General features: G+C 61.0%; 21 protein-coding genes. 5 read left to right on the forward strand and 16 right to left on the reverse strand.

Annotation, left to right across the window (positions count from 1 at the left end):
• The 10 genes from KBC96_13865 to KBC96_13910 all read right to left on the reverse strand — a co-directional run.
• Positions 1-783, reverse strand: a 783-nt coding sequence (locus tag KBC96_13865; protein ID MBP6965478.1) for a hypothetical protein, incomplete at its 3' end; no start/stop codon positions are given.
• 97 nt (positions 784-880) lie between these two features.
• Positions 881-1,168 (reverse strand): hypothetical protein, encoded by a 288-nt coding sequence (locus tag KBC96_13870; GenBank protein MBP6965479.1) that lies wholly within the window; start codon positions 1,166-1,168, stop codon positions 881-883.
• A gap of 211 nt (positions 1,169-1,379) precedes the next feature.
• Positions 1,380-1,949, reverse strand: a complete 570-nt coding sequence (locus KBC96_13875) for a hypothetical protein (protein ID MBP6965480.1) — start codon at positions 1,947-1,949, stop codon at positions 1,380-1,382.
• A gap of 136 nt (positions 1,950-2,085) precedes the next feature.
• Positions 2,086-2,658: a winged helix-turn-helix domain-containing protein gene (locus tag KBC96_13880; protein MBP6965481.1), complete on the reverse strand. Its 573-nt coding sequence runs from the start codon at positions 2,656-2,658 to the stop codon at positions 2,086-2,088.
• 217 nt (positions 2,659-2,875) lie between these two features.
• A complete protein-coding gene (locus KBC96_13885; protein ID MBP6965482.1) occupies positions 2,876-3,523 on the reverse strand; it encodes a Fic family protein in 648 nt (215 codons plus the stop codon).
• A gap of 224 nt (positions 3,524-3,747) precedes the next feature.
• Entirely contained in the window at positions 3,748-4,506 is a 759-nt protein-coding gene (locus KBC96_13890) for a DUF3800 domain-containing protein (protein MBP6965483.1), read from the reverse strand.
• 225 nt (positions 4,507-4,731) lie between these two features.
• Positions 4,732-5,589, reverse strand: a complete 858-nt coding sequence (locus KBC96_13895; GenBank protein ID MBP6965484.1) for a DUF3800 domain-containing protein — start codon at positions 5,587-5,589, stop codon at positions 4,732-4,734.
• Between the two features lie 102 nt (positions 5,590-5,691).
• Entirely contained in the window at positions 5,692-6,318 is a 627-nt protein-coding gene (locus tag KBC96_13900; GenBank protein MBP6965485.1) for a hypothetical protein, read from the reverse strand.
• A 7-nt stretch (positions 6,319-6,325) separates the two neighbouring features.
• Positions 6,326-10,108, reverse strand: coding sequence for an Eco57I restriction-modification methylase domain-containing protein (locus tag KBC96_13905; GenBank protein MBP6965486.1), 3,783 nt, complete (start codon positions 10,106-10,108; stop codon positions 6,326-6,328).
• The gene (locus KBC96_13910; protein MBP6965487.1) at positions 10,109-13,300 is read right to left on the reverse strand and encodes a DEAD/DEAH box helicase family protein; all 3,192 of its coding nucleotides are present in this window, start codon (positions 13,298-13,300) and stop codon (positions 10,109-10,111) included.
• Between the two features lie 434 nt (positions 13,301-13,734).
• On the opposite strand from KBC96_13910, the gene KBC96_13915 reads away from it, so the two are divergent.
• The gene (locus KBC96_13915) at positions 13,735-14,160 is read left to right on the forward strand and encodes an HD domain-containing protein (GenBank protein ID MBP6965488.1); all 426 of its coding nucleotides are present in this window, start codon (positions 13,735-13,737) and stop codon (positions 14,158-14,160) included.
• A 13-nt stretch (positions 14,161-14,173) separates the two neighbouring features.
• Here KBC96_13915 and KBC96_13920 read toward each other — a convergent pair whose 3' ends face one another.
• From KBC96_13920 to KBC96_13930, 3 genes are all read right to left on the reverse strand, one after another.
• Positions 14,174-14,581, reverse strand: coding sequence for a hypothetical protein (locus KBC96_13920; GenBank protein MBP6965489.1), 408 nt, complete (start codon positions 14,579-14,581; stop codon positions 14,174-14,176).
• 123 nt (positions 14,582-14,704) lie between these two features.
• Positions 14,705-14,959, reverse strand: a complete 255-nt coding sequence (locus tag KBC96_13925) for a hypothetical protein (protein MBP6965490.1) — start codon at positions 14,957-14,959, stop codon at positions 14,705-14,707.
• 15 nt (positions 14,960-14,974) lie between these two features.
• The gene (locus KBC96_13930; GenBank protein ID MBP6965491.1) at positions 14,975-15,985 is read right to left on the reverse strand and encodes a DUF932 domain-containing protein; all 1,011 of its coding nucleotides are present in this window, start codon (positions 15,983-15,985) and stop codon (positions 14,975-14,977) included.
• Positions 15,986-16,478: 493 nt separating this feature from the next.
• On the opposite strand from KBC96_13930, the gene KBC96_13935 reads away from it, so the two are divergent.
• From KBC96_13935 to cysK, 4 genes are all read left to right on the forward strand, one after another.
• Positions 16,479-17,747, forward strand: a complete 1,269-nt coding sequence (locus KBC96_13935; GenBank protein MBP6965492.1) for an MFS transporter — start codon at positions 16,479-16,481, stop codon at positions 17,745-17,747.
• Positions 17,748-17,826: 79 nt separating this feature from the next.
• The gene (locus tag KBC96_13940; protein ID MBP6965493.1) at positions 17,827-19,131 is read left to right on the forward strand and encodes a ferredoxin reductase family protein; all 1,305 of its coding nucleotides are present in this window, start codon (positions 17,827-17,829) and stop codon (positions 19,129-19,131) included.
• Positions 19,132-19,146: 15 nt separating this feature from the next.
• A complete protein-coding gene (locus tag KBC96_13945; GenBank protein ID MBP6965494.1) occupies positions 19,147-19,611 on the forward strand; it encodes a peroxiredoxin in 465 nt (154 codons plus the stop codon).
• A 16-nt stretch (positions 19,612-19,627) separates the two neighbouring features.
• On the forward strand, positions 19,628-20,557 hold the full coding sequence (cysK, locus tag KBC96_13950; GenBank protein MBP6965495.1) for a cysteine synthase A: 930 nt from the start codon (positions 19,628-19,630) through the stop codon (positions 20,555-20,557).
• A 14-nt stretch (positions 20,558-20,571) separates the two neighbouring features.
• Here cysK and hydE read toward each other — a convergent pair whose 3' ends face one another.
• The 3 genes from hydE to KBC96_13965 all read right to left on the reverse strand — a co-directional run.
• Complete coding sequence (hydE, locus tag KBC96_13955) at positions 20,572-21,612, reverse strand: [FeFe] hydrogenase H-cluster radical SAM maturase HydE (GenBank protein MBP6965496.1); 1,041 nt, start codon at positions 21,610-21,612, stop codon at positions 20,572-20,574.
• A complete protein-coding gene (hydG, locus tag KBC96_13960; protein MBP6965497.1) occupies positions 21,605-23,041 on the reverse strand; it encodes a [FeFe] hydrogenase H-cluster radical SAM maturase HydG in 1,437 nt (478 codons plus the stop codon). Before hydG ends, hydE begins: the two co-directional genes overlap by 8 nt.
• A 160-nt stretch (positions 23,042-23,201) precedes the next feature.
• The coding region (locus KBC96_13965; GenBank protein MBP6965498.1) for an iron hydrogenase small subunit at positions 23,202-23,909 on the reverse strand (708 nt) is incomplete at its 5' end.

Here is a 23,909-nt window from a genome sequence, read left to right on the forward strand (position 1 = left end):
TATCTGCTCGAGCAGTCGTACGACGTCGGCGTCTACCGGTACCGGTATCTTGGGTACAGCAGAGCCTTCCCCGTTCAGCCGCCGCAAGTCCTCTGGACTCAGCCAGGGCGGAGGGAAGAACATATAAGTGAACCTGCCTGGCTTCGGCTCCTTGGGCTTCATCAGCCCGGTTACCAAGCTGTCCTGGGTGTGGCGCCAGAGCAGAATCAACTTGTCAACAGTAGTGAGAGGGTGGGCGAGTAGCTCCTGCATAAGCTCCTGGTCCTTCTCCCGAAGACCTGCTGGCAGGTGGCGGAAGGTACGTTCCGACAGCAGTGAGGGTTCACCATCTCTATTCCGGTCCCAGTCTACCAGCCAGAAGAACAAGTGGACGATCATGAGCAGCCCGTCCTCGAAGGGCAGAGCCTGCGTCTTCTCAAGCACTGTGAGCACCGATCTCAGCTCCCGCGCATTCGTCTTGGTGAGGACTTCATGCACGATCACTCGGGGCACCTGAATCTCTCCGTCGTCTACCGGTTCTGCAAGAGTGCCCAGCCTGACTCGTTCGCTCAGATCAGGATACATGATCACTGTAAGACGCTCGCCCGCTCTGATATCCTCATTCTGGATCACAAAGTACCAGGGATTCCTGTGGGCTTCAGCCTGATAAGCTTCAGTCCACTTGACAATGTGCTCGGGCATGCCCCGTCCTTCTTCCTGGAAACTGTTCTTCATAACAGTGAACCGACCAACAACATCCTCAGCCTCGATCCTCCGAAACGAGAAGCGGACTGAATGCTCCAATCGAATCCTTCAAAGACATCGGTTCGTGCTTCACATCGTTCAAATCAGGCATCTCCGCTGCCCTTTCCGTATCCTGCCAGGCGGCGCTCATCCGATCTCACTCGCCGTCGTAGGTGTACATAGTCTGCTCATTCATCTCGGCCCAGGAGCAGAAACGCTCCTCGCTGATCACTCGGCCAACTAGGTCCTGCTCCGACGGATCGCTCGATTCCACCAGGCGATAGCGGTCCGCCAGGACGACGCCGTCTTCCTCGACGCGCACCACGAACCACAAAGCGCAGTCCCAGTCCAGCAGCTTCATTCCCGGCTCCAAGTGCACCCTTCTCGCCGGGTCTTCCCAGTCCCACCCGCTTCTGTAGTATTCGTTGCGATGATCTCGTCCCATCGGTCGAGCGCTTCCAGAAGCTTCGCGCTGTTTGCCCCCCTCGTAAGCTACTTGCTCAATCCCCCTCTGACCGCAGACGGACCTCTGCCTTGGTGCCTCTGGCCTTGTCGGCGGGCATCTTATCGAACAGGTCGTGCAACGTCCGCGGAGGTCTGGATGCACTGACACCACTCTCGTCAGGACGCACGCTTCGTCCGGGCGCGACCCGCGCCTACAGGACGCGCGTCTTCTCATACGGCTTCAGGTGATCGAGTTCAGGGACGATCTCGGTGAGATCGATGATCTCCACGAGATGCTTGTTGGCGTGGTAATACTCGGAGACCACCTTGTACCGATCGCCGTACTTGTCGAAGAACGCCTGCTTCACGGCGTCGTTCCTGCTCAGAACACTGTCGAGTGCCCGGTTTCCATTCAGGAACTTGAGCGGATGATGTGTTCCCAGGACATAAAGGCATCGCTGCTTGTTGCCGTCGTATTCCGCAAGAGTGAAGAAGTCCTTGAAAAGCTGGTTCTGGCGGATGGCTTCCGCCCCGCCCTGCCATTGGATCAGCTTGAACTCGGCCACTCGCCGATCGGTTGCCAGGTCGAACTCGCGACCTGTGTTCCCCGCGCCTAGGGATGCGTATTCCACTGTCTCACCGTCCTCCAGAATGCGTGGCAGGGAGACAAGCGTTGCCACCGCATGAATGACGACGTTGATCTGACCCGCCACCGATTTGAACAGGAATGCCGAATCTAGGACATCCTTGCATACTCCCTCGTCGCAAAGGAGAGGCGCCACATCCCCGGTGCACTTCCCGGCGATGCAGGATTCCAGTTGGGCTATCTTCGCCGTGAGTGCGGTTCCGCCATAGAAGTCTGTCAGCGACTTGGCAGCCTCTTCTAGGTTCGGCGTCGGCATCGTTCCGTCAGCCATCTCAGCCATTCCTTTCTAAGAACTCACGCCCGGCGTCAGTGATCTCCCAGACACCGAAGGGGGAGTCGCCGGCGATGAGGCCCTGCTCCCTCAACTCGTTGCGTGCCCACTGGGCGGTGTTCCGCCAGCGCGGATCGTGGGGCTCGGAGTTGAGCGGCTCCATGTCGATCGGCTTCAGGATGCGCTTCATCTTGCGGTATACGGCATCACATACGTCGGCAGTCTTCGCGCTGCCGCCCATCTCGACGAGGGTGCGAAGGATCGGGACGTAGTATGCCTTCTCCGGGGTCTTGACACCCCGGGGAATCCTGCCGAGGTTCCTGCGGCCAACCGCCTCCTTGACCTCATCCTCCTGCTCGGAGTAGATGGACGCCCACTCGTCCCGGAGTGTGGTGATCTTCCGCCGGAAGCCCATCAGGACATCCGCCTGTTCGAGGACCTTCCGCGCGGCGTCGTGCCTTCCCTGCTTGAAGGCATTCGATCCCGTCTCGTTCACATCATCCACAACGCCCTCGATCGCCTCCAGAAGCATCTCGAAGGCCGTGCCTACTGCCGTCACATCCGATGTCGCCATAGTCAGACCTCCTTTCAGATCGCTGAGTGTTGCCTGAGCGCCACATCTGTGGTAGAATACAGATGGCAGGTGCGAAGCCTGCACAGGGGTGAGTCATGCCTTCTCTTGCCGGATCGAACCCTCACATTCGCAATGCGCAACGTCGGCGCGAAACACTCGCAGCCGATGCGCGGCAGTCCTCGGCCTTCGAGGGGGCGCGCATCCGAACATCCACCGCTCAGCCGTCATGCTCCAAACGGCGTGCCAGCGTCTCGACAAAGAAGTCAGCCAAGGGACGATAGTCCCTTACATAGCCGCGCGTCACGGCATCCAGGTATCGCACTTTCTCCGCTCTCGATCCTCGTCCCTCGAAGCGGTAGTCAGGCGTCGGCAGTCCGGCCTGCAGCGCCATCAGACTCGCCAACCAGCGCGCGAGCCGCCCGTTTCCTTCGCGGAAGGGATGAATCAGCAAGAACTCTGCATGGACAACAGCGATTCCCCGCCCGACCTCCGGCAGTTTGCCGGGCTTGCACGGGGTATGGCGAGTAAGGATATCGGCGTCGAAGCATGCCACGTTCTGTTCGACCAGCTTGGCGGGCGGCCAGCGGAATCCGCCCTTCTCCATGTCCACTGTGCGATAATCGCCCGCCCATTCGTAGATACCGCCGAGCCAGTCCCGATGCATTTTGCGGAGCAGAACGGCGGTGAAGCGCGTATCCGACGTGATGATGTGCAGATAGCGCTCTTGAACCTGGACCAAAGCCTCATACTCTGCCTGGTCCATGTCTCGCTTGCGGATGATTCCTAGGCGATTCGCGAGCACTCGTCTGTGCGATCCCGGCTGGAACTGAGCTTCAGCGCCATCTGGTAGTCTATATCGATGCATCGTTCGCTTCTCCCATCACAGCCCGTAGAGCGCCGAGACACGCTCGTCGATCTTCCGGTTCGTTCCTCAGCTCTCCGAAACGATTCTTCAGGAATCTGAAAAAACTTTCTTGACAAAGGATGAAAACCCCGAATATCTGTGGTACACTATCTATGGAATCTGAACCTCGGCTTGTCCGGGTAGTAGGATTCCTCCGGGGGAGCGAAAGCTTCCCTTTTTCATTTCTACAGCCTCACGATCCCGTGCGGGTCTCCCGGCGACGCGACCTTGCACAGCACCGGCTCCAGCCTCGGGAAGTATCCGTGTCCGCTCTTCTTCTTGATGTATGCGTTCGGGCAGACGTATTGATAGAGCAGAAACGCGCAGAGATCGGCCGCCTGCACGAAGTATGAGGTGGCAGAATCACGGAAGCTCGGATCCTCTATGACGTTCGCAAGCGCGATGTTCCGGTAACCCTCGCCGATATCGCGCCTGTTCGGGATTGGGTTATACCGCCGCATCCGGCGCAGGAGATCGGCCAGCTTCTTGTCATCCGTGTGGTCTGCGAAGATCATCCCGCGATCATCCGGATTGGCAGGTCCTTGGAAGTTGTGATGTTGGATGGTATTCTCAAATCGCTGTATCAGCGCCTTCCATGCGGCCTCGAATGGATCGTAGTCGGGAGCTTTTCCCCGCTTGTCCACCAGCACATTCATCACGTTGAGCTCCGCCATCTGCGCCAATTCCTCGGCGAACCCGCGGATGATCGTGAGCCGATTGTTTCGAGGGATTCGCACGAGGTCGCCCGGACGGCTGATCAGCGCGGGAGCGTGAATCTCCTCGCGCAGTCGGAGACCGAAGCTCTCCTTCATGCGCCGCCGGAAGTCGATCAACTGATCGAGGTAGGGACGCCAGCGCAGTTCATGAACGACCAATCCGGTTAGAGCGAAGTAGTCTGTCGGAGAGCCGCGAAGCCCGCAGTCGCCGCTCTCATCTACATACATGAGGAACAATCGCCTCTCCTCTCACAGCCCGTACAGCCCCGACACCCGCTCGTTGATCTCACGTTCCCACTGCTCGCAGTCCACGCTCTTGGCGTCGAGGCACTTCTGCGCGAGGGCGCCCCGGCTGTAGAAAACTTCTTGACATTTCCTCCCGAGGTGGTATAATCAAGTCAATAAACCCTGCTTAGCCGAAGTCTGACGTTATGCGTCAGATATTCATGTAGGCTAAGTGGGGTTTTCCTTTTGTCGCTTAGTCCGCGATGCGTGATAGACCCACGACGCCGGACGGAAGCACCAATGCGCATAGCATGCCGTCCAGCGGCTCCGCACCCCGCTCGCTCTGCCTGTACTGATCCCGATGTTGAAGCCCGGATGCGTCTTGCGGATTTCCTGAAGTATGATCTTGTAGAGCTTATCCTTGGCTATTGTCCGCTTGCCCCGTAGCCGCTCCCCGGGCCGCTTCAATCTGTGCTTGTCGTTCAGCCTGAAGGTCATCGCGCCCACTACGATATCCAGACATTGCAGCAGGACGTGATCGTGGGAATGGACCTCGGCGATATCCTCTTTGGCTATCGTGATCCCTGCCTTGCGGAACTCCTCAGTGTGTTGAAGCCCGTGCAGATATCCCTTGAAAGTCGCCACCTTCTCCTTTGTATCCGGGAACTGGTCGAAATAGAGCCTCAGGCGCGTCTGCGGTGCAGTCGTCCTAAGATGTCTGAGCCCGAAGGCGTGCTTGACGAACTGGTAGTATAGGATGAAGTATTCCTGGTCGATGTGCTCTTCGGTGAGACCCTGCGCTTCGAGCGCATTCTGCGTAAACATCACACGAACCTTGAGCTTGCCCGCGATGATCTCCTCGAAGAAGGCGCGGACCATCTGCTCGTACTTGGGCAGGTACGTCTGCGTGACCTTTGCCCACTTGATCTCGCCGAAGAGGTTGAGTTCCTTCTTCAGCGTGTTCAGCCGATCCGTGACCCTCTGGTACTGAGACGCTCCGACCAATACGCCGCCGTAGAAATTGGAGTAGTACTTGCCGTCCTTGTCCGATTCATCACAGAAGATGATGTACTCTTTCTCAGGCATTACGGTTTGCCTCTCCTCTCACAGCCCGTACAGTGCCGAGACGCGCTCGTCTATCTCCCGCTCCCACTGCTCGCAGTCCACGCCCTTCGCGTCGAGGCATGTCTAGTGGAAGATTGTGCGTAGCCAGTTGATGACGGCGTCCAAAAAGCCAAGCTTCTCCAGAACTGTGATGGATACAAGAACATCCGCCGCCAGGGTACCCAGAAACGTCCCGGTGCCCTGAAGGAATGCCGTAACTGCAGACGTCTTGCTCCCGGTAGCGTCCGACCACAGATCAAAGGGGTAGGCAATAAGCCGGGCAACCATCCTATGAATCCAGTAGAATGGCCAGAACGTCCGGATCCATGCAGGACGAAGCTCACGTTCCAGCACGCCAATGGTCGTATCGATCATGCTCACAATATGACGAGGGTGTATCTCGTAACGATGGAGTTGATCTATGTTACGCATGGGGTCGATCTGCCTTCGAGTCCCGCCCAGAGCAGGCGGAGCGGTATAGTCCACTATTGTGTAGGTCCCAGCCAGACCCATGGTCTCTATCACACCAAACAGCTTTGTGTCCATACTACGCTTGATGTCCTGTCCCTCCGGAGTTAGCTCGGGATCGCCAAACGGGCGTTCAGAAGGGCTCAGCTCGTAGGTATAGCGACAGAACAAGTCGCGAAATTCGCGTAAGTCGCTCAATCGTCCTGCTACCTGGAAACCGTTGAGTTGAGTAAGTTTGGCCATCTCCTCCTCAGGAATCCTCTTCAGGCCCGGTATCACCAAAGGGCTCGCCCGATGCCAGCCACTCGTCGTAGGTCTGCCGGGATTCGCGCGTGTTCCCTGCTTTGGCCTGTCTACGCCAGATCATCCGGCAAGCAGCATCTTCCAGTTCATCCACAAGCCGGGAACGTTCGTGCTTGTCCTCGAAACCCGCTGCCAGAAGGAATGCATCATCCAGGGACTTGCGGTCGTTCCTCCGGACGTCGTCGCAGAGCATCTCTATGCGACGGTCAGCACACCTCTCGAAAGCTTGAGCCAAGGCGGTAGTCCCATCTGAAGTAAGCAGGCTGGGGTTCAGTACCGTGAAACGCTCGATATCCATCCCCTCGGTCTTGAGGGCCCCCATACCAAGGTTCGCACGTCCAGTTAGCTCTGCATCAAGCGCCGAGAAGGAAGCAAGTAGCGAACTCAGCAGCACTTGGCAGTTAACCTGAGCATGAGGTAGCACCTCAAAGAGATTGTGATCCACCTGGAGACGCCCTTCGTTCCAGGCAACCATCGAGCGGCGCTTTCGAACCATCGGAGTTAGTATCCACCCAGGTTCTCTGGGCTCGATAACGTACCAGAATCGCTTGCCGCGAAGCGTGGACCTTTCCGCAAAGCCCAGTGATCTGCCCCACTTCACATACTCCTGCACTTTGGCCGGCAACTTCTCCATCTCCATCGGTGGGATACAGACGAGTTGATAATCCGCCACAGACTCCTCAAGGCGCGGAACTGTGATGTGACCAGGCCGCACGATGGCTGGTCGTAGAACTGACCGTGGAAGAACATGCGTCGTTCCGGCATCGGTCACTATTCGGACATCCGGGGAATCCGGTCTCTGCTTGTCCTCCATGCGCACATAGAAGAAATCATTCGCGCCCGTCGTGAAGCCGCGCCGAACCTCGGCGAGAGAGCCGAGGGGGACGAGCCGATCGCCCGCCCGCTCGATGATCGTCCAGTAGATATCCGGAGCGCGGAGGTACTTGCCGCCCCACTTCCCGCCTGCGTACTTCGGCGGCTTCGCCTTCCCGTCGTCCTCCTTCATACCTTCTTGTAGCAGAGCGGACTGCGGGGCTGTGATAACTCGGAACTCCGGACGGCTCACACGACCCTCCGCTTCCTGAATCTCCTCGAAGAGGATGGTGGAGAGCGAGTCCTCGAACGGAACTCTGAAGGAGACGAAGCGGGCGGTCCGGGAGAGGCCGCAGTCCGTCTTGCCGCACGGCGGAGAGAGAAGAACTATCACCGTGTTGATATCGGCCTCCGAGAAGCTGCGCCTGACTTCGTTGTCTATGGCAAGCTTGACCTGGCCCTGGCGCAGGAGCAGTTCCTGCAGGTCCGCTCCATAGCCGACATCGAGCCATGAGTTCGAAGTGATGAAGCAGAACGATCCCTTCTCATTGAGAAGCTTCAGGCCGTGGAGGTAGAAGTAGATGTAGAGATCGCTCTTCCCATCGATCTTCCGCGCGACTCCGGCCTCCGGCTTGTCGGGATCGGTGACCTTGTGGGCGCGGTACCCAAAGAAGTCCGGGTAGGCGGCGTAAACCGACCGCCGAAGCCGGGCCTTGTACTGCGCAGGGTCCTTCCAGCGCTCCAACGGATCGGTTATCTTCTCCTGGCGCACGTACGGAGGGTTGCCTACCACGATATCGAATCCCCGATTGCCGATCTCGAAGACCTCGGCGAAGGCAATATCCCAGGCAAAGGGCGGAGATTGCGCTCGGCTCAGAGCATCACGCGCCGTGACGAGCTGATCGAGTTCATCGCTGAGAGTCTGCTTCCTCTCTTCGAGGACGGCACGGTCCTTCTCTGAAACCGAGTCCACAATGCCGCCCTCGAGCGTGGCCTGCTTCCCGCCTAGCTTCTCCGTATCAATCCGCTGTATCTCCTGGCGCACCGCGGTCTGTCTCTCCAGGAGGATTGCCTGGAACAGCGACAACTCCTCAGCCTCCAGATGCTCCTTGTTTGGGAACAAGTGGGAAGGCTCATTTCGGAAGAACTGCCGCTTAGCTCCCTTCAACCTCTCCAGCCGGCCCGACAGGCCGGGGGAGAGCCTTCTGTGCGAATGGTGCAGGCACAGGTTGACCTTCCCGATGTCCTGCACCAGGCTATCGCCCACGCGAACCTTGAAGGACAGGTTCGGCAGGAGCGGACTGTCCACAAGCTCCGATTGGGTCAGATCAGTCTCGACGACGAGCTGAAGCCACAGGCGCAGTTCCGCCATGCGAACGGCCCATTCCTTGCAGTCCACCCCGTAGAGGCTTCTCTCGATGATGTCTTTCCTGCGCGTGTGGGCGAGCTGCCTCTCACCCAGTATCTGATTGGCGCGCGCCCTCAGATCATCGAGAACCAACAGCATTCCCACAAGGAAAGAGCCCGAGCCGCATGCGGGGTCTACGACCGTGATATCGCGCAGAAGGGAGTCCACCGTTCCCCACAGACCGTTTTCCATCATCTCCCTGTCGGCGTCGGCCTTTTCCGCCAGCGCGGAAGCGAAGATCGTTCGGTAGAAGAGGCTGCGCCTCTCTTCGCCGAGGTGGTTGCAGAGCCAGTCTACAACCGCGAGACGGCACATCATGTCTATCTCCACGCGTGGAGTGTAGAAGATGCCGGCAGTTGCCCGCTCGTCGAAGAACTCCTCGCCATCTTCAGTCTCGATGTTCACCATGCTCTCGTAGATGCGGCCGAGCATTTCGGGGTCCACAGCCACCTCCACATCTAGAGGGGTGGTTTCCGCGACGGTGAAGTTGTAGGAATCGAGGAACTCCAGGTACTCCTTGACGAGAGCGTCGGGGATAGTAGATGCCAGCTCCGAGTCCAAATCCGTTTCAGTGAAGAGCCCACCGTTCAGGTATGGGGCAGAAGCGAGTGCGTCGAGCACGCTCTCTGGGAAGCGGCTCCTGTACTTTGAGAGAGAAGCCGTGGGGCTGCCGTTGAACGCCCCGAAGAAGAGCACGCTCAGCCAGTCTGAGTAGAAGGTGTCCTTGGGCGAGGCGGAATCATTGTAGGCCTCCAGGAAGGATGACAGGAAGTTCTTGTCATTGCCCAGCCAGTACCTGCCGTCAGGTCCAGGCTTCTTCTGGATGAAGTACAGGAAGATGATCCGGCTGAACGTCTGAAGGGTGAAGTCGTGTGCCCACTTAGCTTCGGCGCCCTGCTTCCGGAAATACCCGAAGAACTTGCGAAATCTCTCTTTGAAGGTCAGGAAGAAGCGTACGGTGACCTGCTGAACGTTCCAGGCGCGGAGCCACTCGGGCTTCGCTGTCTTCCAGTCAACCTCGCCAAACATGTCTGCGGACAGCGTGAGGGCGGGAAGGTTGTACTCGCACAGCGTGCGCAGGCCGTGACCCGAATCCCGATCCCACCCGAACGAACTAAGTCTTGGCTGACGGCCTTCCTGCTCCGTGAAGTGGGCAAAGCGGATATCGTCGTAGTGCCTGGATGCACAGATGAAGATGATCTCTTCCAGACCACGGCTGTCAAACGCGGCCTGCTTCCGAATCTGCCCCCTTATCTGGCGAAGTATCTCGCGGAGATCGCCTCGCAGGAAAGGCCTCTCCGATTCCACCAGAAAGATCGCAAAGGGATCGCCACCGGTGAAGGGCGGAATGCGTCCAACCGAGGTCTCGGGAAGCTTCTCTCCCTCAAGTTCCACGCGGTACATGAATGTATCATCTGCGGATACCGGCCACTGCAACTTTGAGCCGAGGAACTCGAAGAGCTTCTCCCTCTCGTTGATGACCTGAAGGTCCTGCGGCCTGATCATCATCTATCCGTTCCCCTTCCGCAGTTCCATCCAGCATTCGAGCCGGGGGAGTATCGTGCCGGGCAGCCCGATGTCGGAGAACAGCCCGCGCACGGAGTTCTTCAGCTTCGTAAGGCGCTTCGAGAGTTCGCCCTCGTTCGTCGGAACGCCGGAGGATTCACCCTCCACCGTCTTCGAGAGGATATCGAGTATCTCTCCCGCGTCATGACAGACCGGCAGTCCCGTCTGCTCCAGAACCAGGACCGGCCTTCCGATCACCTGAGCGAATTTCGCCCTGTCGGCCTCGGAGGCCTTCTCCGTCGCTTCCATCGTGAAGAGCGCAAAGAGCCCGTCCTTCGGCGCGTTGCCCCACACACCGAATGCGCCGGGCGGGAGCTTCTCCAGGAGTGCGGCGATCTCCGGGTCAGGCTTGTCGAAGACTTCCACGTACTTCGTGGAAGCGACATCCACGGCTTTCATCTCGCCCTCGTAGAGCTTGTTGAACTCCTTCAGCGTTCCGGCCGGGTCGGTGCTCTTGAAGAACGACTCATCGAGTCCGAGCGCCTTGCTGATCTTCAGTGTCCGCTTTTCGACCGATCCGACGAGGTTGATGATCTTGTTGATCTCCGGCGCGGGGAAGATGTTGTAGATCGAGAACTGGGGATTCGGGCGAGTGTCCTTCTCGTCGAGTCGCCGGTCAACGCGGCCGATCCGCTGGATGAGCCGGACCGGATTCCAGTGGATGTCGTAGTTCAGGATGACCCCTGCCTCCTGGAGATTCACGCCCTCGCTGAGCACGTCTGTGGAGATCAGAACGTCAATCCGCTTGGGAACGGACGGCGCATGCTTCTCCGGGTTGTAGAATGGGCAGAACGCATACAGGATGGCGGCGCGGGTGTCCTCTACACGAGAATCTATCCGGGCGACATTGAAGCCGGTCAGCCGAGCTTTGAGTTCCTGTTCGAGATACTCGGCGGTCCGGCGGCTCTGGGTGAAGACGAGAACGCGGCTCTTCTTCGCCAGTTCCTCGAGGATGACCGGGCACACCTGTTCCAGTTTGGGATCAGGTTGCTGCCTCGCCTTCAGAATCGCGTCGTGAATCTGTCGCAGGTATCCGAGGTCGGCGATGATTCCGTTCTTCCATCGTTCGCGGTCGTACTTCTCCTCGGTGAAGTCTCGCAGTTTCTTCTGCAGTCCTCTCGACCGGACGGCAATCTGCAGCCACTCGTCCGCCTCGTCGCCGGAGGCGTCTACGGTATCGCCGTCCTCGATGATATCGGTGCTGTCGCACTCCTCCGGCTCGGCTTCGTTCACGGGAAGGAGAGGAGTCCGGGCCCAGGGGGAGTGCTCCTCGATAACGTCACTCACGGCATCTCCGAAGACGAACTTCAGCCGGGCGAGGAGTCCTACCGCGAGGCTCTGGATGATTCCCTGGAAGGCGACAGGGCTGCTTTCGAGTTGTTTCAGTGTGTTAGCGTACACCAGACCGGCGAGGTGGACCTCGTCGGTGTACTGCTTCTGTCCCGGCTCGGGCTTGAACCGGTACTGCTCCGTCAGGAACGCGGCGAGGCTGATACCTTTCTTCGGGGCGTGCGGAGTCTTCTTCCCCTCGACGCTCTCCGGCTGCTCCTTCGCCTCCTGGGTCGCCTTCTGCAATTCCCTCAAGTAGACGACGCCGGGGCGGAAGATTCGCTCGGCTCCGTTGATCAGCTTGCGGTACTCCTCGCTCTCCGCGCCGATGGTACACTCGATGCACTCAGGGTCCTTCCGCTTCGGGAAGCGGAGAGGTCTGCCGGCCGCGCGGGAGAGGGCCTTGCAGGTCTTGCGGCTTCTCTGGATGAGGGCGGCCTCAAGCACGCGGTTGAGCCCTTCGCTCGGAGTCTCCGCGAGGTGAAGAGCAAGCTGTCCGGATGGGTCGTATTCCGGCTTGTCCTTGTCGAGAGCGTTCGCGTACTTCCTGATCTGCTGGACGGTGTACGCCCCGATGGAGCCCTTCTCGTGGGTCACGAGGGCAAGCTGGGCGCTGATGTCCTGATAGGCGGTGTTGAGCGGGGTCGCGGTCAGGAGAATGAGCTTCTTCCTGTTGCCGTCGAACGGCTCGACGATCCGCCAGAGGTTCTTGTAGCGGTTGGAGCTTGTCGTTCGGAAGTTGTGAGACTCGTCGATAACGATAACATCGACCTGGCTTGCGAGCCCGTCAAGCAGCCAGAGGTCCTCGTCCTTCACGTCGGGATCCTCCGGGTCGTAGCCGAAGGCGGTCATCGCCTCGTAGTGAATGCTTCCGTAGGGTTCTCGGTAGCGTGAGAGATAGTCGTTGAGATAGAACTTCCAGCTATTCTCGATGATGTTCTTGGGCGCGATCAGCAGGACCTTCTTGCCTTCGCGAAGGTAGTACTCCATGAGGGCGAGGGCGATGAAGCTCTTACCGAGACCGACTCCGTCGCAGATCATGACACCGTTCTGCCGCTCGATGATCTTGAGGGCCTGGCCGTAGCCTTCCTCCTGATGCTTATCCAGCATGTTCAGCAGCCGGCTCGTATCCCTGGTAGGCAGCCCGTGTCGGTCGAACCCCCAGGTGTAAAGGGCTTTCAGGTAGAGGATGTAGGGCTCGTAGAGGGTGATCTGCCGGCGGATCTCCGCGAGGACATCGTCTGTGACTACATCCTCCTGCGCCTCCGCCCACATCTCCTCGTACCATTCGGCGAGCTGGGAGGTCTGCTCGGGCGTCAGTTCGACGTTGAGTTCGATGTTCTGCTCGAGCCCGGGCCGCGTAAAGTTCCCACTGCCGATGACCGCCATCCGAGACGGATGGATTCTTGGGCGGGCGACAAGGTATGCCTTTGCATGGAACTTCTTCGGGGTGTAGCATCGGGCCTCGACTCGGCCCTCCAGGAAGAGCGCCTCCATCTTCTGCAGAGCGGTGAGGAGCGGCGCGTTCTCCCGCTGCTTCAGGAGGTCGGTGTCCGACTTCATCCTGAGCATGGTGAGGAGCTGCCGGCGCTGCTTCGGGTTGGCATCGTCCCCGAACAGGATTCGGATGCGCTCGTACTCGGCGAGGTCATCGGCCAGGAGGAGGAGGGCATCGAGGGAGAAGAAGGCGGTTGCGATGCTGATCTCCTGACCGCCGCCGCCCATCCGCTTGATCCCGGCCAGGAGAGTGTTCTCGCCACGGTTATCAATGATGCTGCTGATCGTGGAATTCGAATCTTCGCCCATGGTTATCTGCTCCCGATCTGCGAAGCCCCGGTTGAGCCTGAGTCGCCGGAAGTCCGGCGCTGCGAAGCGACCATTGCTGTCGCTTGCGCGTGACGCGTGTCACCAGGAATGGCGGGGTCGGACCTACCCGGAGGCTTAGAGGAGCGCCTCTATGACCGGAAGGTGGATCGCTCCGGTCGCTGGCAGGTGCCGGGCCGCCGACCATCCGCACGAACGCCCGTGCGGAACAGCCTCATCTTAGCCCACAAAGAGGAAGGTGTCAAGAGTCGCGTGGGCTTCCGAGATACTCGCGCTAGGCAACATCTCTGCGACCTCCGGCACTAGGGCACCTGCGTCCGCCCAACGTCATTGCTCGGAGCATGATTGCTGTGTTATCATCCGATGGCAGAAGCGCGTGATTGATCGCGCCTGCAGAACTCAGTGAGGAGGGACGAATGACGCTTGAAGATGCTGTCGTTCTCGCCGTCCGGGCACACCAGGGTCAGAAGGACAAAGCCGGAGAGAGCTACATCCTCCATCCGCTGAGAGTGATGCTCAAGCAGGATACGGAGATCGGCATGATGGCCGCCGTGCTGCATGACGTGGTGGAAGACACGTCATGGACGTTCGACGGACTGAGAGACCAGGGCTGCTCGGAGGATGTCCTGGCTCTCATCGATCAACTGACCCGGCGCGACGGCGAGGAATACTCCGACTACCTCGCCCGTATCCGAACAGACCCCACAGCTCGATCGGTCAAGCTGGCGGATCTGGAAGACAACCTCAATGTGCTCAGACTACGGCAGATCACTCCGAAGGACGCGGATCGCCTGAACAAGTACCTTGATGCGTGGCGTGACCTGCAGGGCGATCCGGCGTGACGCGTCTGCGCGTCTATGGCTGCCTGTCGTTGTTCGTGTACCGACTCAGCTTCACGCTCGAATCAGCGTAGAGTTCGTCCTCGTCGCCGATGACAACGTTGAGCGAGAACATCTCATTCCCTGAGGGATCCTTGAATTTGGCGACTCCGAGAAAGCGCTTATCTTCACTTAGGAACTCGACCAGGCCATTAGATTCGAGAAGGCTGATCAGATCATCCCTGGAGAGGTATTCGATTCCCCGAGTTGACAAGAAGAAGGCAAGCACTGAGACACCATCCTCCGCCCACATCTCAGCTCTGAATGGCCGGCCGTCGGCCAACTGGCCGACCGCGTAGCCGATATCAGCATCCGTCTTGCCCGGCGCCTTAGGTCCGGGATGAAGGTTTGACCTGTCCGGTGCCGGAAACACTGAGTTCACCATGTCCTCCTCCTCTGGCTGTAACGTACGCTTGCAGTTCGTTGCTGGCGACAGGTGTCAACAGCTGCTCCAGACGCAGTTGAGTCTCCTTGACTATTCACAGCCGCGCGCATAGGCACAGGGTGCTCAATCATCCCACGGATCGGGCATCTCGTACTCCAGCCTGCGGAGGATGCTCTCCGAAAGCTCCCCCGTCTCCACGACCCGCGCTGCCTCTTCGTCGCTGATCGGCACGGAGTCTATCCATTCAGTGCATCTCAGGTCCGTGGGCGCCACCCACTCCTTCAGTTCCCGATCCCAGACCAGCAACGGACCGGTGTGATCCTGCCAGGGCTTGCTGTCTATCAACCGCTTTCTGTGTGAGACCGAGTACCGCAGCATATCCCCTCCTCTTGCTCAGTTCCTGGACCACGTGTCGAGCTTCGCCTCCGCCACGCGAAACGCGCGCGCCTTTGTCAGATATCCGTTGCCGAACCAGCAACTGCCGAGACGCCTGGTGTGCCCGCCGTATGTGGGTCCGTAGTCAATGTACTCCGTGACGCCGTTGTACGCAGCCCAGAGAGTGCCCTTGACCCCCGGGGCGGCGTTCCCTTTCCCCTGGTCGAAGAGATACTCGCTCCACTGCCGGTTGTTCTGCACGCGTTCAGCTGCCCGCTCATTCAGTGGATCAGCCGGGTCTGGAAAGACGAAACGCAGGTAGTCGTCGAGGCGATCGCCGTTCATCTGAACCCGCACCATCTGGCGGAACGCCGCCTCTATCTCGCCGTACCGGGTATTCACGAGCCCCAGCATCTGCCGTGCCTGATCCAGACGTTGGTGGAGATCACGAGTGTGGGCAACCTTTATCGTAGGTCCCTCGCTCAGAGCCATCGTGAGAGTATTCTGGCAGACCACCCTGATCGGCGTGAACTTGACCTGAACGCTGTTCTTGCCGTCATGACTGTTGCTCAGCAGGAGGTACTTGTCCACGATGTCGTCGCCGACGACTCTGATGTTCGAAGGGAGCTTCGCCAGTATCCAGACCCGCTCGCCCTTTCCGAGAGCGCCAGCGGTGTGGTAGATCGCCGCTTCGGCCCCGACGATCGGATCGAAGAACTCGAATGCCTCGCCGTTCTGCAGCGGTGCATACTGGTCACTCACGATGCCGTAGACAGGGCAATCGTTCTTCCCCCATCTGTCGGACGGCACAAGCGCAAACAGCTTCGTTTGCAGCGGAGAGGTGTGGACGTCGCCTTCGTCGCGGGCGAACACTGGCTTCTTGAGCACCTGGTAATCCAGCCTTGCGGCCTCGATGGCCTCTCTGGCCGTTGCAGGCTCGTGCAGTTCCGTTCCAAGTCCGTGCCACGGCGGATCCCCATAGTACATCATGGACGCGGACCCATTCTCGATCCAGATGTCGTGTGCCATCTCCTGACCCTCCTATGGTAGTTGCAGAAACGCCTTCGGGACATCTTCATTATTGCATGGCCGCGTTAAGATGTCATATCACGTGGTGAGAATTTGGCGAACTAGGGCTCGCGAAGACACTAGCGCCTGCGATTCTTCGCCAGCTGGTACCGTCTGACCATCCACTCAGCGAGCGCGATTGGTGCAAGCTGACGAAGGATGCCCCCGCTCCCAACCTGTTTACGACGGACTCCGGAACCTGGTAGTTGATTTCAACTTCCCGGGTCTCCGGAGTTGGTCGTATATGCCCCCTAACAGGCTTCGAGTCGCTTCCGTTCTCACAGAACCCCGAATGCAGTAAGGCGGAGGGGTTCGTCAGCCCAACGAGGAAACACGCCGTAGATCGCGAACAGGGAACCATGCACCTGCAGGCGCTTCCCGCAACGCCTGTCCTGGCCGATGTACTCGTCTCTCGGGGCGCAGGGTCGGCATTGCGGGGCATGGGAGGATGGCTTTGGCGGCAACTCCGAACTCCGTTCCCGAGACCATGCGATTCCACTACGGCTGGATCGTGCTCGGCATGGGCACCATGGTCGTATTCGGTTCGTTGGGACTGGGGCGGTTCGCGTACTCGGTCGTGCTTCCGTCCATGCAGGCGGGTCTGGGGATGGACAACACTCAGGCGGGAGGGCTTGCCACCGCGAATCTGGTGGGCTACCTTGCGTCCTGCGTCGTCGGCGGCGCGCTAGCCTCGCGTTTCGGGCCACGCGCGGTCATCGCATCCGGGCTCGCGCTGGCGGCCATTGCCATGATGATGACCGGGACTGCAGGCGACTTCGCCTCCGCGGCGGTCTGGCGGACTCTCACCGGCATCGGCAGCGGAGCCAGCAACGTACCGACGATGGGACTAATGTCCTCGTGGTTTGCGCCGCGTCGGCGGGGCCTCGCCGCGGGCGTGGCAGTGGCGGGTTCGTCCATCGCCCTGATCGTAACCGGGCCGCTGGTTACCCGCATCCTGGCGGTGTACGGCGGCGGCGGATGGCGCGCGTGCTGGTTCATCTTCGGCGGGGCGGCGCTGGTCTTGACGGTCGCCGCCGCCGCGCTTCTGCGCAACGAACCCTCCGACCTCGGCCTGAGACCGGTCGGCGCCGGTCCCGAGGAGCGGGCCGCCTCTTCCGGACAACGCGGCCCGATGCGATTGGGCGACGTCTACAACAAGCCGATCGTGTGGCTTCTGGGCCTGGTCTATGTCGCCTTCGGGTTCTCGTACATCATATACATGACCTTCTTCACGAAGTCCCTGATCGCCGACGGCGGCTACACGCAAGCCGAGGCGGGACGGCTGTTCATGGTGATGGGCTGGTTCAGCCTGATCTGCGGACTGATCTGGGGGTCGGTGTCGGACCGCATCGGGCGAAAGGGGGCGCTGGCCATCGTCTACGGGGTCCACGCATTGGCCTTCAGCCTGTTCCCATTGTGGCCGGCTCCCGCCGGATTCACCCTATCGGCGGTTCTGTTTGGTCTCTCGGCATGGAGCATTCCGGGGATCATGGCGGCAACGTGCGGCGACTTGCTGGGCTCCAGGCTGGCTCCGGCCGCCCTGGGATTCATCACGCTCTTCTTCGGGATCGGGCAGGCGGCGGGTCCGTCAGTGGCCGGGGCGATGGCGGATGCGGCGGGGTCGTTCTCGTCGGCGCTGTGGCTGTGCGCCGGCGCGGCGCTGCTGGGGGCCGTGGGCGCGCTGCTCCTGCCTTTGAGACGCGGCGGGTCTTCCCTGCCGTAAATGCGTGCGTGCCGGTAGTCCTCGTCAGCGCGAACCGCGTGGTTTACAGATGCCCCGTCGGGGGAACAAGGACTGTATCATGGCAACCAAAGTCGTGCTGCATCTGCTCGCACTTGCCGCCCCCTTGACGGCCTCGATGGCGTTCGGCGTGATGGGGGAGGATTCGCGGTTGATCATAGCCGCTCTGTGGTTCGGGTTGAGCGGACTGACGGTCCTCTCCCTGCAGTTCGTGCTCGCGTCGAGGTCGAGGTGGATCGAGCGGGGAGTCGGGCTGGACACGGTCTTCCGATTCCACCGGGCGATGGCAATCTGCGCCGTGATGCTCCTCGCCGCCCACCCGGTGCTGGTAGCCGCCGCACACGGAGGATGGAGCCTGCTGACCTCGTTCAACCAGAGCCCGCGAATACTCGTCGGCAAGCTCTCTCTGATGCTCCTCGTGTGTCTGGCTCTGACCAGCCTGTACCGCCTGACTCTCCGGATCAGCTTCGAGCGGTGGCGGGCAGGCCACAATCTTCTTGCCGTCGCAGCCCTGTTGCTCGGATGCGCGCATGCCTCGTTTGTGGGCCAGGTCCGCGAGGCCCCTGCATTCCGGATCGTTCCGTTGACCCTCCTCGCAGTCGCCGCATGCGCCTACGTCTACACGAAGCTGATCGCCCCGAGCAGGGCGGCCGGATCGCCGCATGTCGTGCTGGACGTCACTCCGGAGACGGAGAACGTGACTACACTGAGGCTCGCGCCGACGCGGCGCGCGATCGTCCGCCACGTTCCCGGGCAGTTCGCGTTCATTCGCTTCCTCAGAGGCAGCGCCGTGCCTTCGGAGGAGCACCCCTTCACCATCTCATCCGCGCCGCTCGAGTCCGGGGTGTTGAGCTTCACGATAAAGAACTCCGGCGACTTCACCGCGACCGTCAGGCAGGCGCGCAAGGGCGACCTGGTGGCCGTTCAGGGCCCGTTCGGGGTCTTTTCGAGCGCCATGCGCCCGTCGGAGAACGACCTGGTCTTCATCGCGGGAGGCATCGGAATCACGCCGCTGATGAGCATGATCCGCGCGATGAGAGCGGCCTCGTCGGACGTGAAGGCGCTCCTGGTCTACGGCAACGAGACCGAAGGCGACATCGTATTTCGCAAGGAACTTGACGATATTGCGAGTTCCGGCGGCCTCGGTCTGCGCGTCGTCCATGTGCTCAACAAACCCGACGACGGGTGGCAGGGTGATCGGGGGCACGTCAGCCGCGATCTGATCCTGCGGGAATGCGGGGCGAACCTCGCCGGCAAGAGCTTCTACGTCTGCGGGCCGGCCGCCATGATGAATCATGTCAGGCGCATTCTACAGAGCTTGGGTGTTCCGAGGAGGAACATCCACTGGGAGCGGTTCTCGCTCTAGGAGGAGTCACGGGAGATGCTGCGCGAAGGAGACGCGGCGCCGGAGTTCGCTCTTCCGGCGACCGGCGGAAACACCATAGCCCTGGCGGATTTCCGGGAGAAGAAGCACGTCGTGCTCTACTTCTACCCGAAGGACTTCACTTCCGGGTGAGCGGCGGAGGCGTCCCAGTTTCGGGATGCGATAGATGAGTTTGGGAGAGCCGGGGCGGTCGTCCTCGGCGTCAACTCCGACAGCGTCAGGACGCACGAGCGGTTCGCGTCGAAGCTCGACCTGCCCTTCCCGCTGCTGTCCGACGCCGACAGGCAGGTCATGCTGGCCTACGGGGCGATGAAGGAGAAATCCATGTACGGGCGCACTTTCCTCGGCATCGAGAGGATGACATTCGTGATAGATCGGCAAGGCACGATTCGCAGGATCTGGCGCAAGGTGAAGGTCGAGGGACACGCCGCCGAGGTTCTGGAGTGTGTGAGACAACTTTGAGGCATGGAGGACAGTCATGAGCAAGATCGCCGGTGACGTGACCGAGCTGATCGGCGGCACGCCGCTCGTCAGGCTCAACAAGCTGGCCGAAGGGGCCGCCGCCGAGGTCGCGGCGAAGCTCGAGTCTCAGAATCCCGCGGGCTGCGTCAAGGAGCGGATAGCCCTCAGCATGATCGGGGACGCCGAGGAGAAGGGCCTGATCAAGGCTGGCACGTTGATCATCGAGCCGACCAGCGGAAACACCGGCATCGGGCTGGCGATGGTGTGCGCCGCCCGCGGGTACAGGCTGCTTCTGACCATGCCCGAGACGATGAGCATGGAGCGCCGTAACCTGCTGAAGGCCTTCGGGGCCGAACTGGTGCTCACCCCGGGCGCCGAGGGGATGAAGGGCGCTATCAGACGGGCGCAGGAAATCGCAGCCGAGACTGCCGACTCGTTCATGCCCATGCAGTTCGACAACCCCGCCAATCCGAGGGTCCATCGCGAGACCACCGGGGCGGAGATCTGGCGGGACACCGACGGCAGGGTTGACCTCTTCGTGAGCGGAGTCGGGACGGGCGGCACCATCACCGGGGTGGCGGAGTACATCAAGCCGCTGAAGCCCGGGTTCAAGGCCGTCGCGGTGGAGCCCGACGACTCTCCGGTGCTCTCGGGCGGTCAGCCCGGCCCGCACAAGATCCAGGGTATCGGCGCGGGTTTCGTGCCGGGGGTACTGCGCGTCGAACTGCTGGACGAGGTGATCCGCGTCACGAACGACGACGCTCTGGTGACCGCCAGGAGACTGGCGAAGGAGGAGGGAATCCTCGCGGGGATTTCGTGCGGGGCGGCGGCCTGGGCGGCGGTCGAGGTGGCGAAGCGTGAGGAGAACAGGGGCAAGCTGATCGTGGTGATCCTGCCGGACACAGGCGAGCGCTACCTGAGCACGGTGCTCTTCAGCGAGCAGTAGACGGGAATCGGGCGCTATCTTCTCTTGTACGAGTGTCCCGGCCCTTCCGCCACCGTTCGGCCGATCGAGAGGATGCGAGCCCTCATGCAGCCGTCGCACAACTCGGGCTCTTCGTTGATGCACCTCTTGTTCGGGTATATCTCGTAGTCCACGCGGTACTTCAGCGGAGTGTAGTTCGGCATCACAACGTTCGCGCCCGCCTGCAGGGCCTTCTCGCGCCCGAACTCGTCAATGGTGCCCATCGCCGTAGTCGCCGGCATGAGGGCATTTCGGGTGACGATCCGCACGACCGCGATCATCTTGAGCGTAAGCGTGAGGTCTCCGCCGGGGCACTCCGCGAGCGGGGTGTTGGGGTGGGCGATGAACGGCCCGATGCCGATCATGTCCGCGTCGAGTTCGCGCAGGAACTCCACGTCGCTCGCCATGTCCTCGACCGTCTGCCCCGGGAGGCCCACCATGCAGCCTGCGCCGACCTGATAGCCGAGTTCCCGAAGGTTGTGCAGGCACTCGCGCCGGTTGGAGAACTCCGAGTCCGGGTGAAGCCGCGCGTACAGATCGGGGCTCGCGGTCTCGTGGCGCAGGAGGTAGCGGTCGGCGCCGGCCTCCTTCATGATGCGGTAGTCGTCCCAGGACCGCTCTCCGACGGAGAGCGTGATAGCGCAGTCGGCCCGCGACTTTATGCCCCTGATGATCTCCGCCATCCGCCCGGCGGTGAACCAGGGGTCCTCGCCGGACTGGAGGACGATCGTGCCGATGCCCTTCGCCGCGATTCCGGCCGCCGTCTCGACGATCTCCTCGATCGGCATGCGGTAACGGTGGACGTCCGCGTTGTCCCTCCGCAGGCCGCAGTAGAGGCAGTCCCGCGCGCAGATGTTCGAGAACTCGATCAGCCCGCGGATGTGCACGTCGTCTCCGACGCATTCCTTCCGCACCGCGTCGGCGGCCGCCACCAGCGCGGCGATATCGTCCTCGTCGGAGAGCGCGAGCAGGCCGATGATCTCATCCCGCGTCAGTTCGCCGGTGCGGCGGGCCTTGTCCAGTAGCGCACTAGACATACAAGTCCCGCTTGCCCTCGCGCAGCGCGTCGAGCATCAGTCTGACCCTCTGGCGGTGTGTCTCCGGAAGCTCCTCGAGCTGCTCGTCAATCAACCGCTCACCGGCCTCTCTCGCCTCGGGGGTCGCGTGGTCGAGCAGGTATTCCTGGAACGAGATGATCGCGTTCGGCAGGCACATGTGCCCGATGTCCCCGGCCTTCGCCAGCGACATGAACCGGTCGCCGGTTCGCTCGAGCCGATAGCAGGCCGTGCAGAAACTCGGGATATAGCCCTTCTCGGAGAGCGTCTCGATCAACTCCGCCAGGCTCCGGGTGTCGCCGATCTCGAACTGCTCGGCCTCAGGGGCGTGTTGCGCCTTCTTCTTGTACGCGCCGGGCGAAGTGCACGAGCCCGCGCTGATCTGTGAGATTCCCAGGGCGAAAAGCTCATCCCTCAGGTCGGCCTGCTCCCTGGTAGAGAGGATCATGCCGGTGTAGGGGACTGCCAGCCTCAGAGCGGCCACGATCTTGCGGAAATCCGTGTCCGAAACGGGGTGGGGCGGCTCCACGGCGACCGGGGCATTGAGCGCCGGCTCGAGCCTCGGGATGGATATGGTGTGCGGCCCGATCCCGAACTTCGCCTCCAGGTACCGGATGTGGGAGAGCAGTGCGAGACACTCGTACCGGAAGTCGTAGAGGCCGAAAAGCGGGCCGATGCCGACGTCGTCTATCCCGGCCTCTATCGCGCGGTCGAGCGCCGTCAGCCGCCACAAGTAGTCAGCCTTCTTTCCGCTCGGATGCACGTACTTGTACGTCTCGGGATGGTATGTCTCCTGGAATATCTGGTACGTGCCGATGCCGCATGCCTTGAGCCTGCGGAAGTCCTCGACCGTCATCGGCGCGGCGTTGACGTTCACGCGCCGTATCTCGCCGTCTTCCGTGTGCGTACCGTAGACCGCAGAGATTGCTTCCTCCAGGTACTCGATGGATGACTTGCGCGGGTCCTCTCCGGCCACGAGCAGCAGCCGCTTGTGCCCCTCGGCGAGCAATACCGCGACTTCCTCACGAATCTGCTCGGGTTCGAGATGAGTGCGGGTGAGGTCCTTGTTGTCGTGCCGGAACCCGCAGTAGAGGCAGTTGTTCGTGCAGTAGTTCGACAGGTACAGCGGCGCGAAGAACACGACGCGCTTTCCGTAGACCGTCTGTTTGACTTCCCGGGCGGCCTGAAACATCTGCTCCATCATGCCCGCGTCCGTGATCGCAAGGAGCGCCGCCAACTGCCGGTCGTCTAGCCCCCTCAGCGCGCGCGCCGTCTCGAGGATCGAATCGAGTTCCTCCTGGTCAGGCGGCTTCACCTCGTTGAGTATGCCCCATATCTGATCCGGCTGCATGTAGCCGCCGATGTTTACGCTCTCATCTATCCGAATGTTGTGCGAATGATCGTGTTCCATAGTGTCAGACTTCCGATCCCGGGTCAGCGAACTGGACCCGAATAAGAACCGGCAGGGGCGCGTCCTGCGCCGCCCGAAACGAGTCTCGAGCGATACATGACGGACGCCCCTGCCGCGCTCCATTGACCCTCGTATAGAGCCTGCGGCCGCAGATCGGCCTCTAGCGCGTACCCGCCAGTTCCTCCGGCATCTCGATGGCGGGGTTGCTCTCCCTCACCGTGTAGTGAGTGTGCAGCAGCTTGTGCGACATCTCGCCGTTCGGCTTGCCGAGGAACTGCTCGTAGAGCTCGATCACCGCCGGGTTCTCGTGCGACTTGCGCATGGGAAGTCCCCTGTCGGCCTCGTAGATGGCCTTCGCGCGGGCCATCCTGACCTCAGGGGTAGTCGGGAACGGCTGTCCGCCGCCGCCCAGACATCCGCCGGGGCACGCCATCACCTCGATGAAGTGATGGTCCGACTCGCCGTTCTTTATCGCCTCGAGCAAAGTGCGGGCGTTCGCCAGACCGTGAGCCACGGCGGCCTTCACCTTCAAGCCGTCAATGTCCACCGTCGCCTCGCGGATGCCGTCCATGCCGCGGACTGCGGTCACTTCGAGGTTGTCCAGCGCGCGGCCCGTCAGCACCTCATATGCGGTCCTGATCGCGGCCTCCATGACGCCGCCGGTGGCGCCGAAGATCACGCCCGCGCCGGTAGACATCCCCAGCGGGAGGTCGAACTCGCCGTCCGGCAGGTTCGGCAGGTCAATGCCCGCCTCCTTGATCATGCCCGCCGCCTCGCGGGTCGTCAGGACGTAGTCCACATCCTGGTAGCCGCTCGAGAACATCTCGGGCCTCTCCGACTCGAACTTCTTCGCGGCGCAGGGCATGAT

The organism is Armatimonadota bacterium (genome assembly GCA_017993055.1).
Classification (GTDB): Bacteria; Armatimonadota; UBA5829; order DTJY01; family DTJY01; genus JAGONM01.

What these genes read in the sequence shown, in the direction of transcription:
- KBC96_13870 (MBP6965479.1), bottom strand. Translation starts at nt 1,168, where the DNA reads ATGGGACGAGATCATCGCAACGAATACTACAGAAGCGGGTGGGACTGG.
- KBC96_13880 (MBP6965481.1), bottom strand. Translation starts at nt 2,658, where the DNA reads ATGGCGACATCGGATGTGACGGCAGTAGGCACGGCCTTCGAGATGCTT.
- KBC96_13885 (MBP6965482.1), bottom strand. Translation starts at nt 3,523, where the DNA reads ATGCATCGATATAGACTACCAGATGGCGCTGAAGCTCAGTTCCAGCCG.
- KBC96_13890 (MBP6965483.1), bottom strand. Translation starts at nt 4,506, where the DNA reads ATGTATGTAGATGAGAGCGGCGACTGCGGGCTTCGCGGCTCTCCGACA.
- KBC96_13895 (MBP6965484.1), bottom strand. Translation starts at nt 5,589, where the DNA reads ATGCCTGAGAAAGAGTACATCATCTTCTGTGATGAATCGGACAAGGAC.
- KBC96_13900 (MBP6965485.1), bottom strand. Translation starts at nt 6,318, where the DNA reads ATGGCCAAACTTACTCAACTCAACGGTTTCCAGGTAGCAGGACGATTG.
- KBC96_13905 (MBP6965486.1), bottom strand. Translation starts at nt 10,108, where the DNA reads ATGATGATCAGGCCGCAGGACCTTCAGGTCATCAACGAGAGGGAGAAG.
- KBC96_13910 (MBP6965487.1), bottom strand. Translation starts at nt 13,300, where the DNA reads ATGGGCGAAGATTCGAATTCCACGATCAGCAGCATCATTGATAACCGT.
- KBC96_13915 (MBP6965488.1), top strand. Translation starts at nt 13,735, where the DNA reads ATGACGCTTGAAGATGCTGTCGTTCTCGCCGTCCGGGCACACCAGGGT.
- KBC96_13920 (MBP6965489.1), bottom strand. Translation starts at nt 14,581, where the DNA reads ATGGTGAACTCAGTGTTTCCGGCACCGGACAGGTCAAACCTTCATCCC.
- KBC96_13925 (MBP6965490.1), bottom strand. Translation starts at nt 14,959, where the DNA reads ATGCTGCGGTACTCGGTCTCACACAGAAAGCGGTTGATAGACAGCAAG.
- KBC96_13930 (MBP6965491.1), bottom strand. Translation starts at nt 15,985, where the DNA reads ATGGCACACGACATCTGGATCGAGAATGGGTCCGCGTCCATGATGTAC.
- KBC96_13940 (MBP6965493.1), top strand. Translation starts at nt 17,827, where the DNA reads ATGGCAACCAAAGTCGTGCTGCATCTGCTCGCACTTGCCGCCCCCTTG.
- cysK (MBP6965495.1), top strand. Translation starts at nt 19,628, where the DNA reads ATGAGCAAGATCGCCGGTGACGTGACCGAGCTGATCGGCGGCACGCCG.
- hydE (MBP6965496.1), bottom strand. Translation starts at nt 21,612, where the DNA reads ATGTCTAGTGCGCTACTGGACAAGGCCCGCCGCACCGGCGAACTGACG.
- hydG (MBP6965497.1), bottom strand. Translation starts at nt 23,041, where the DNA reads ATGGAACACGATCATTCGCACAACATTCGGATAGATGAGAGCGTAAAC.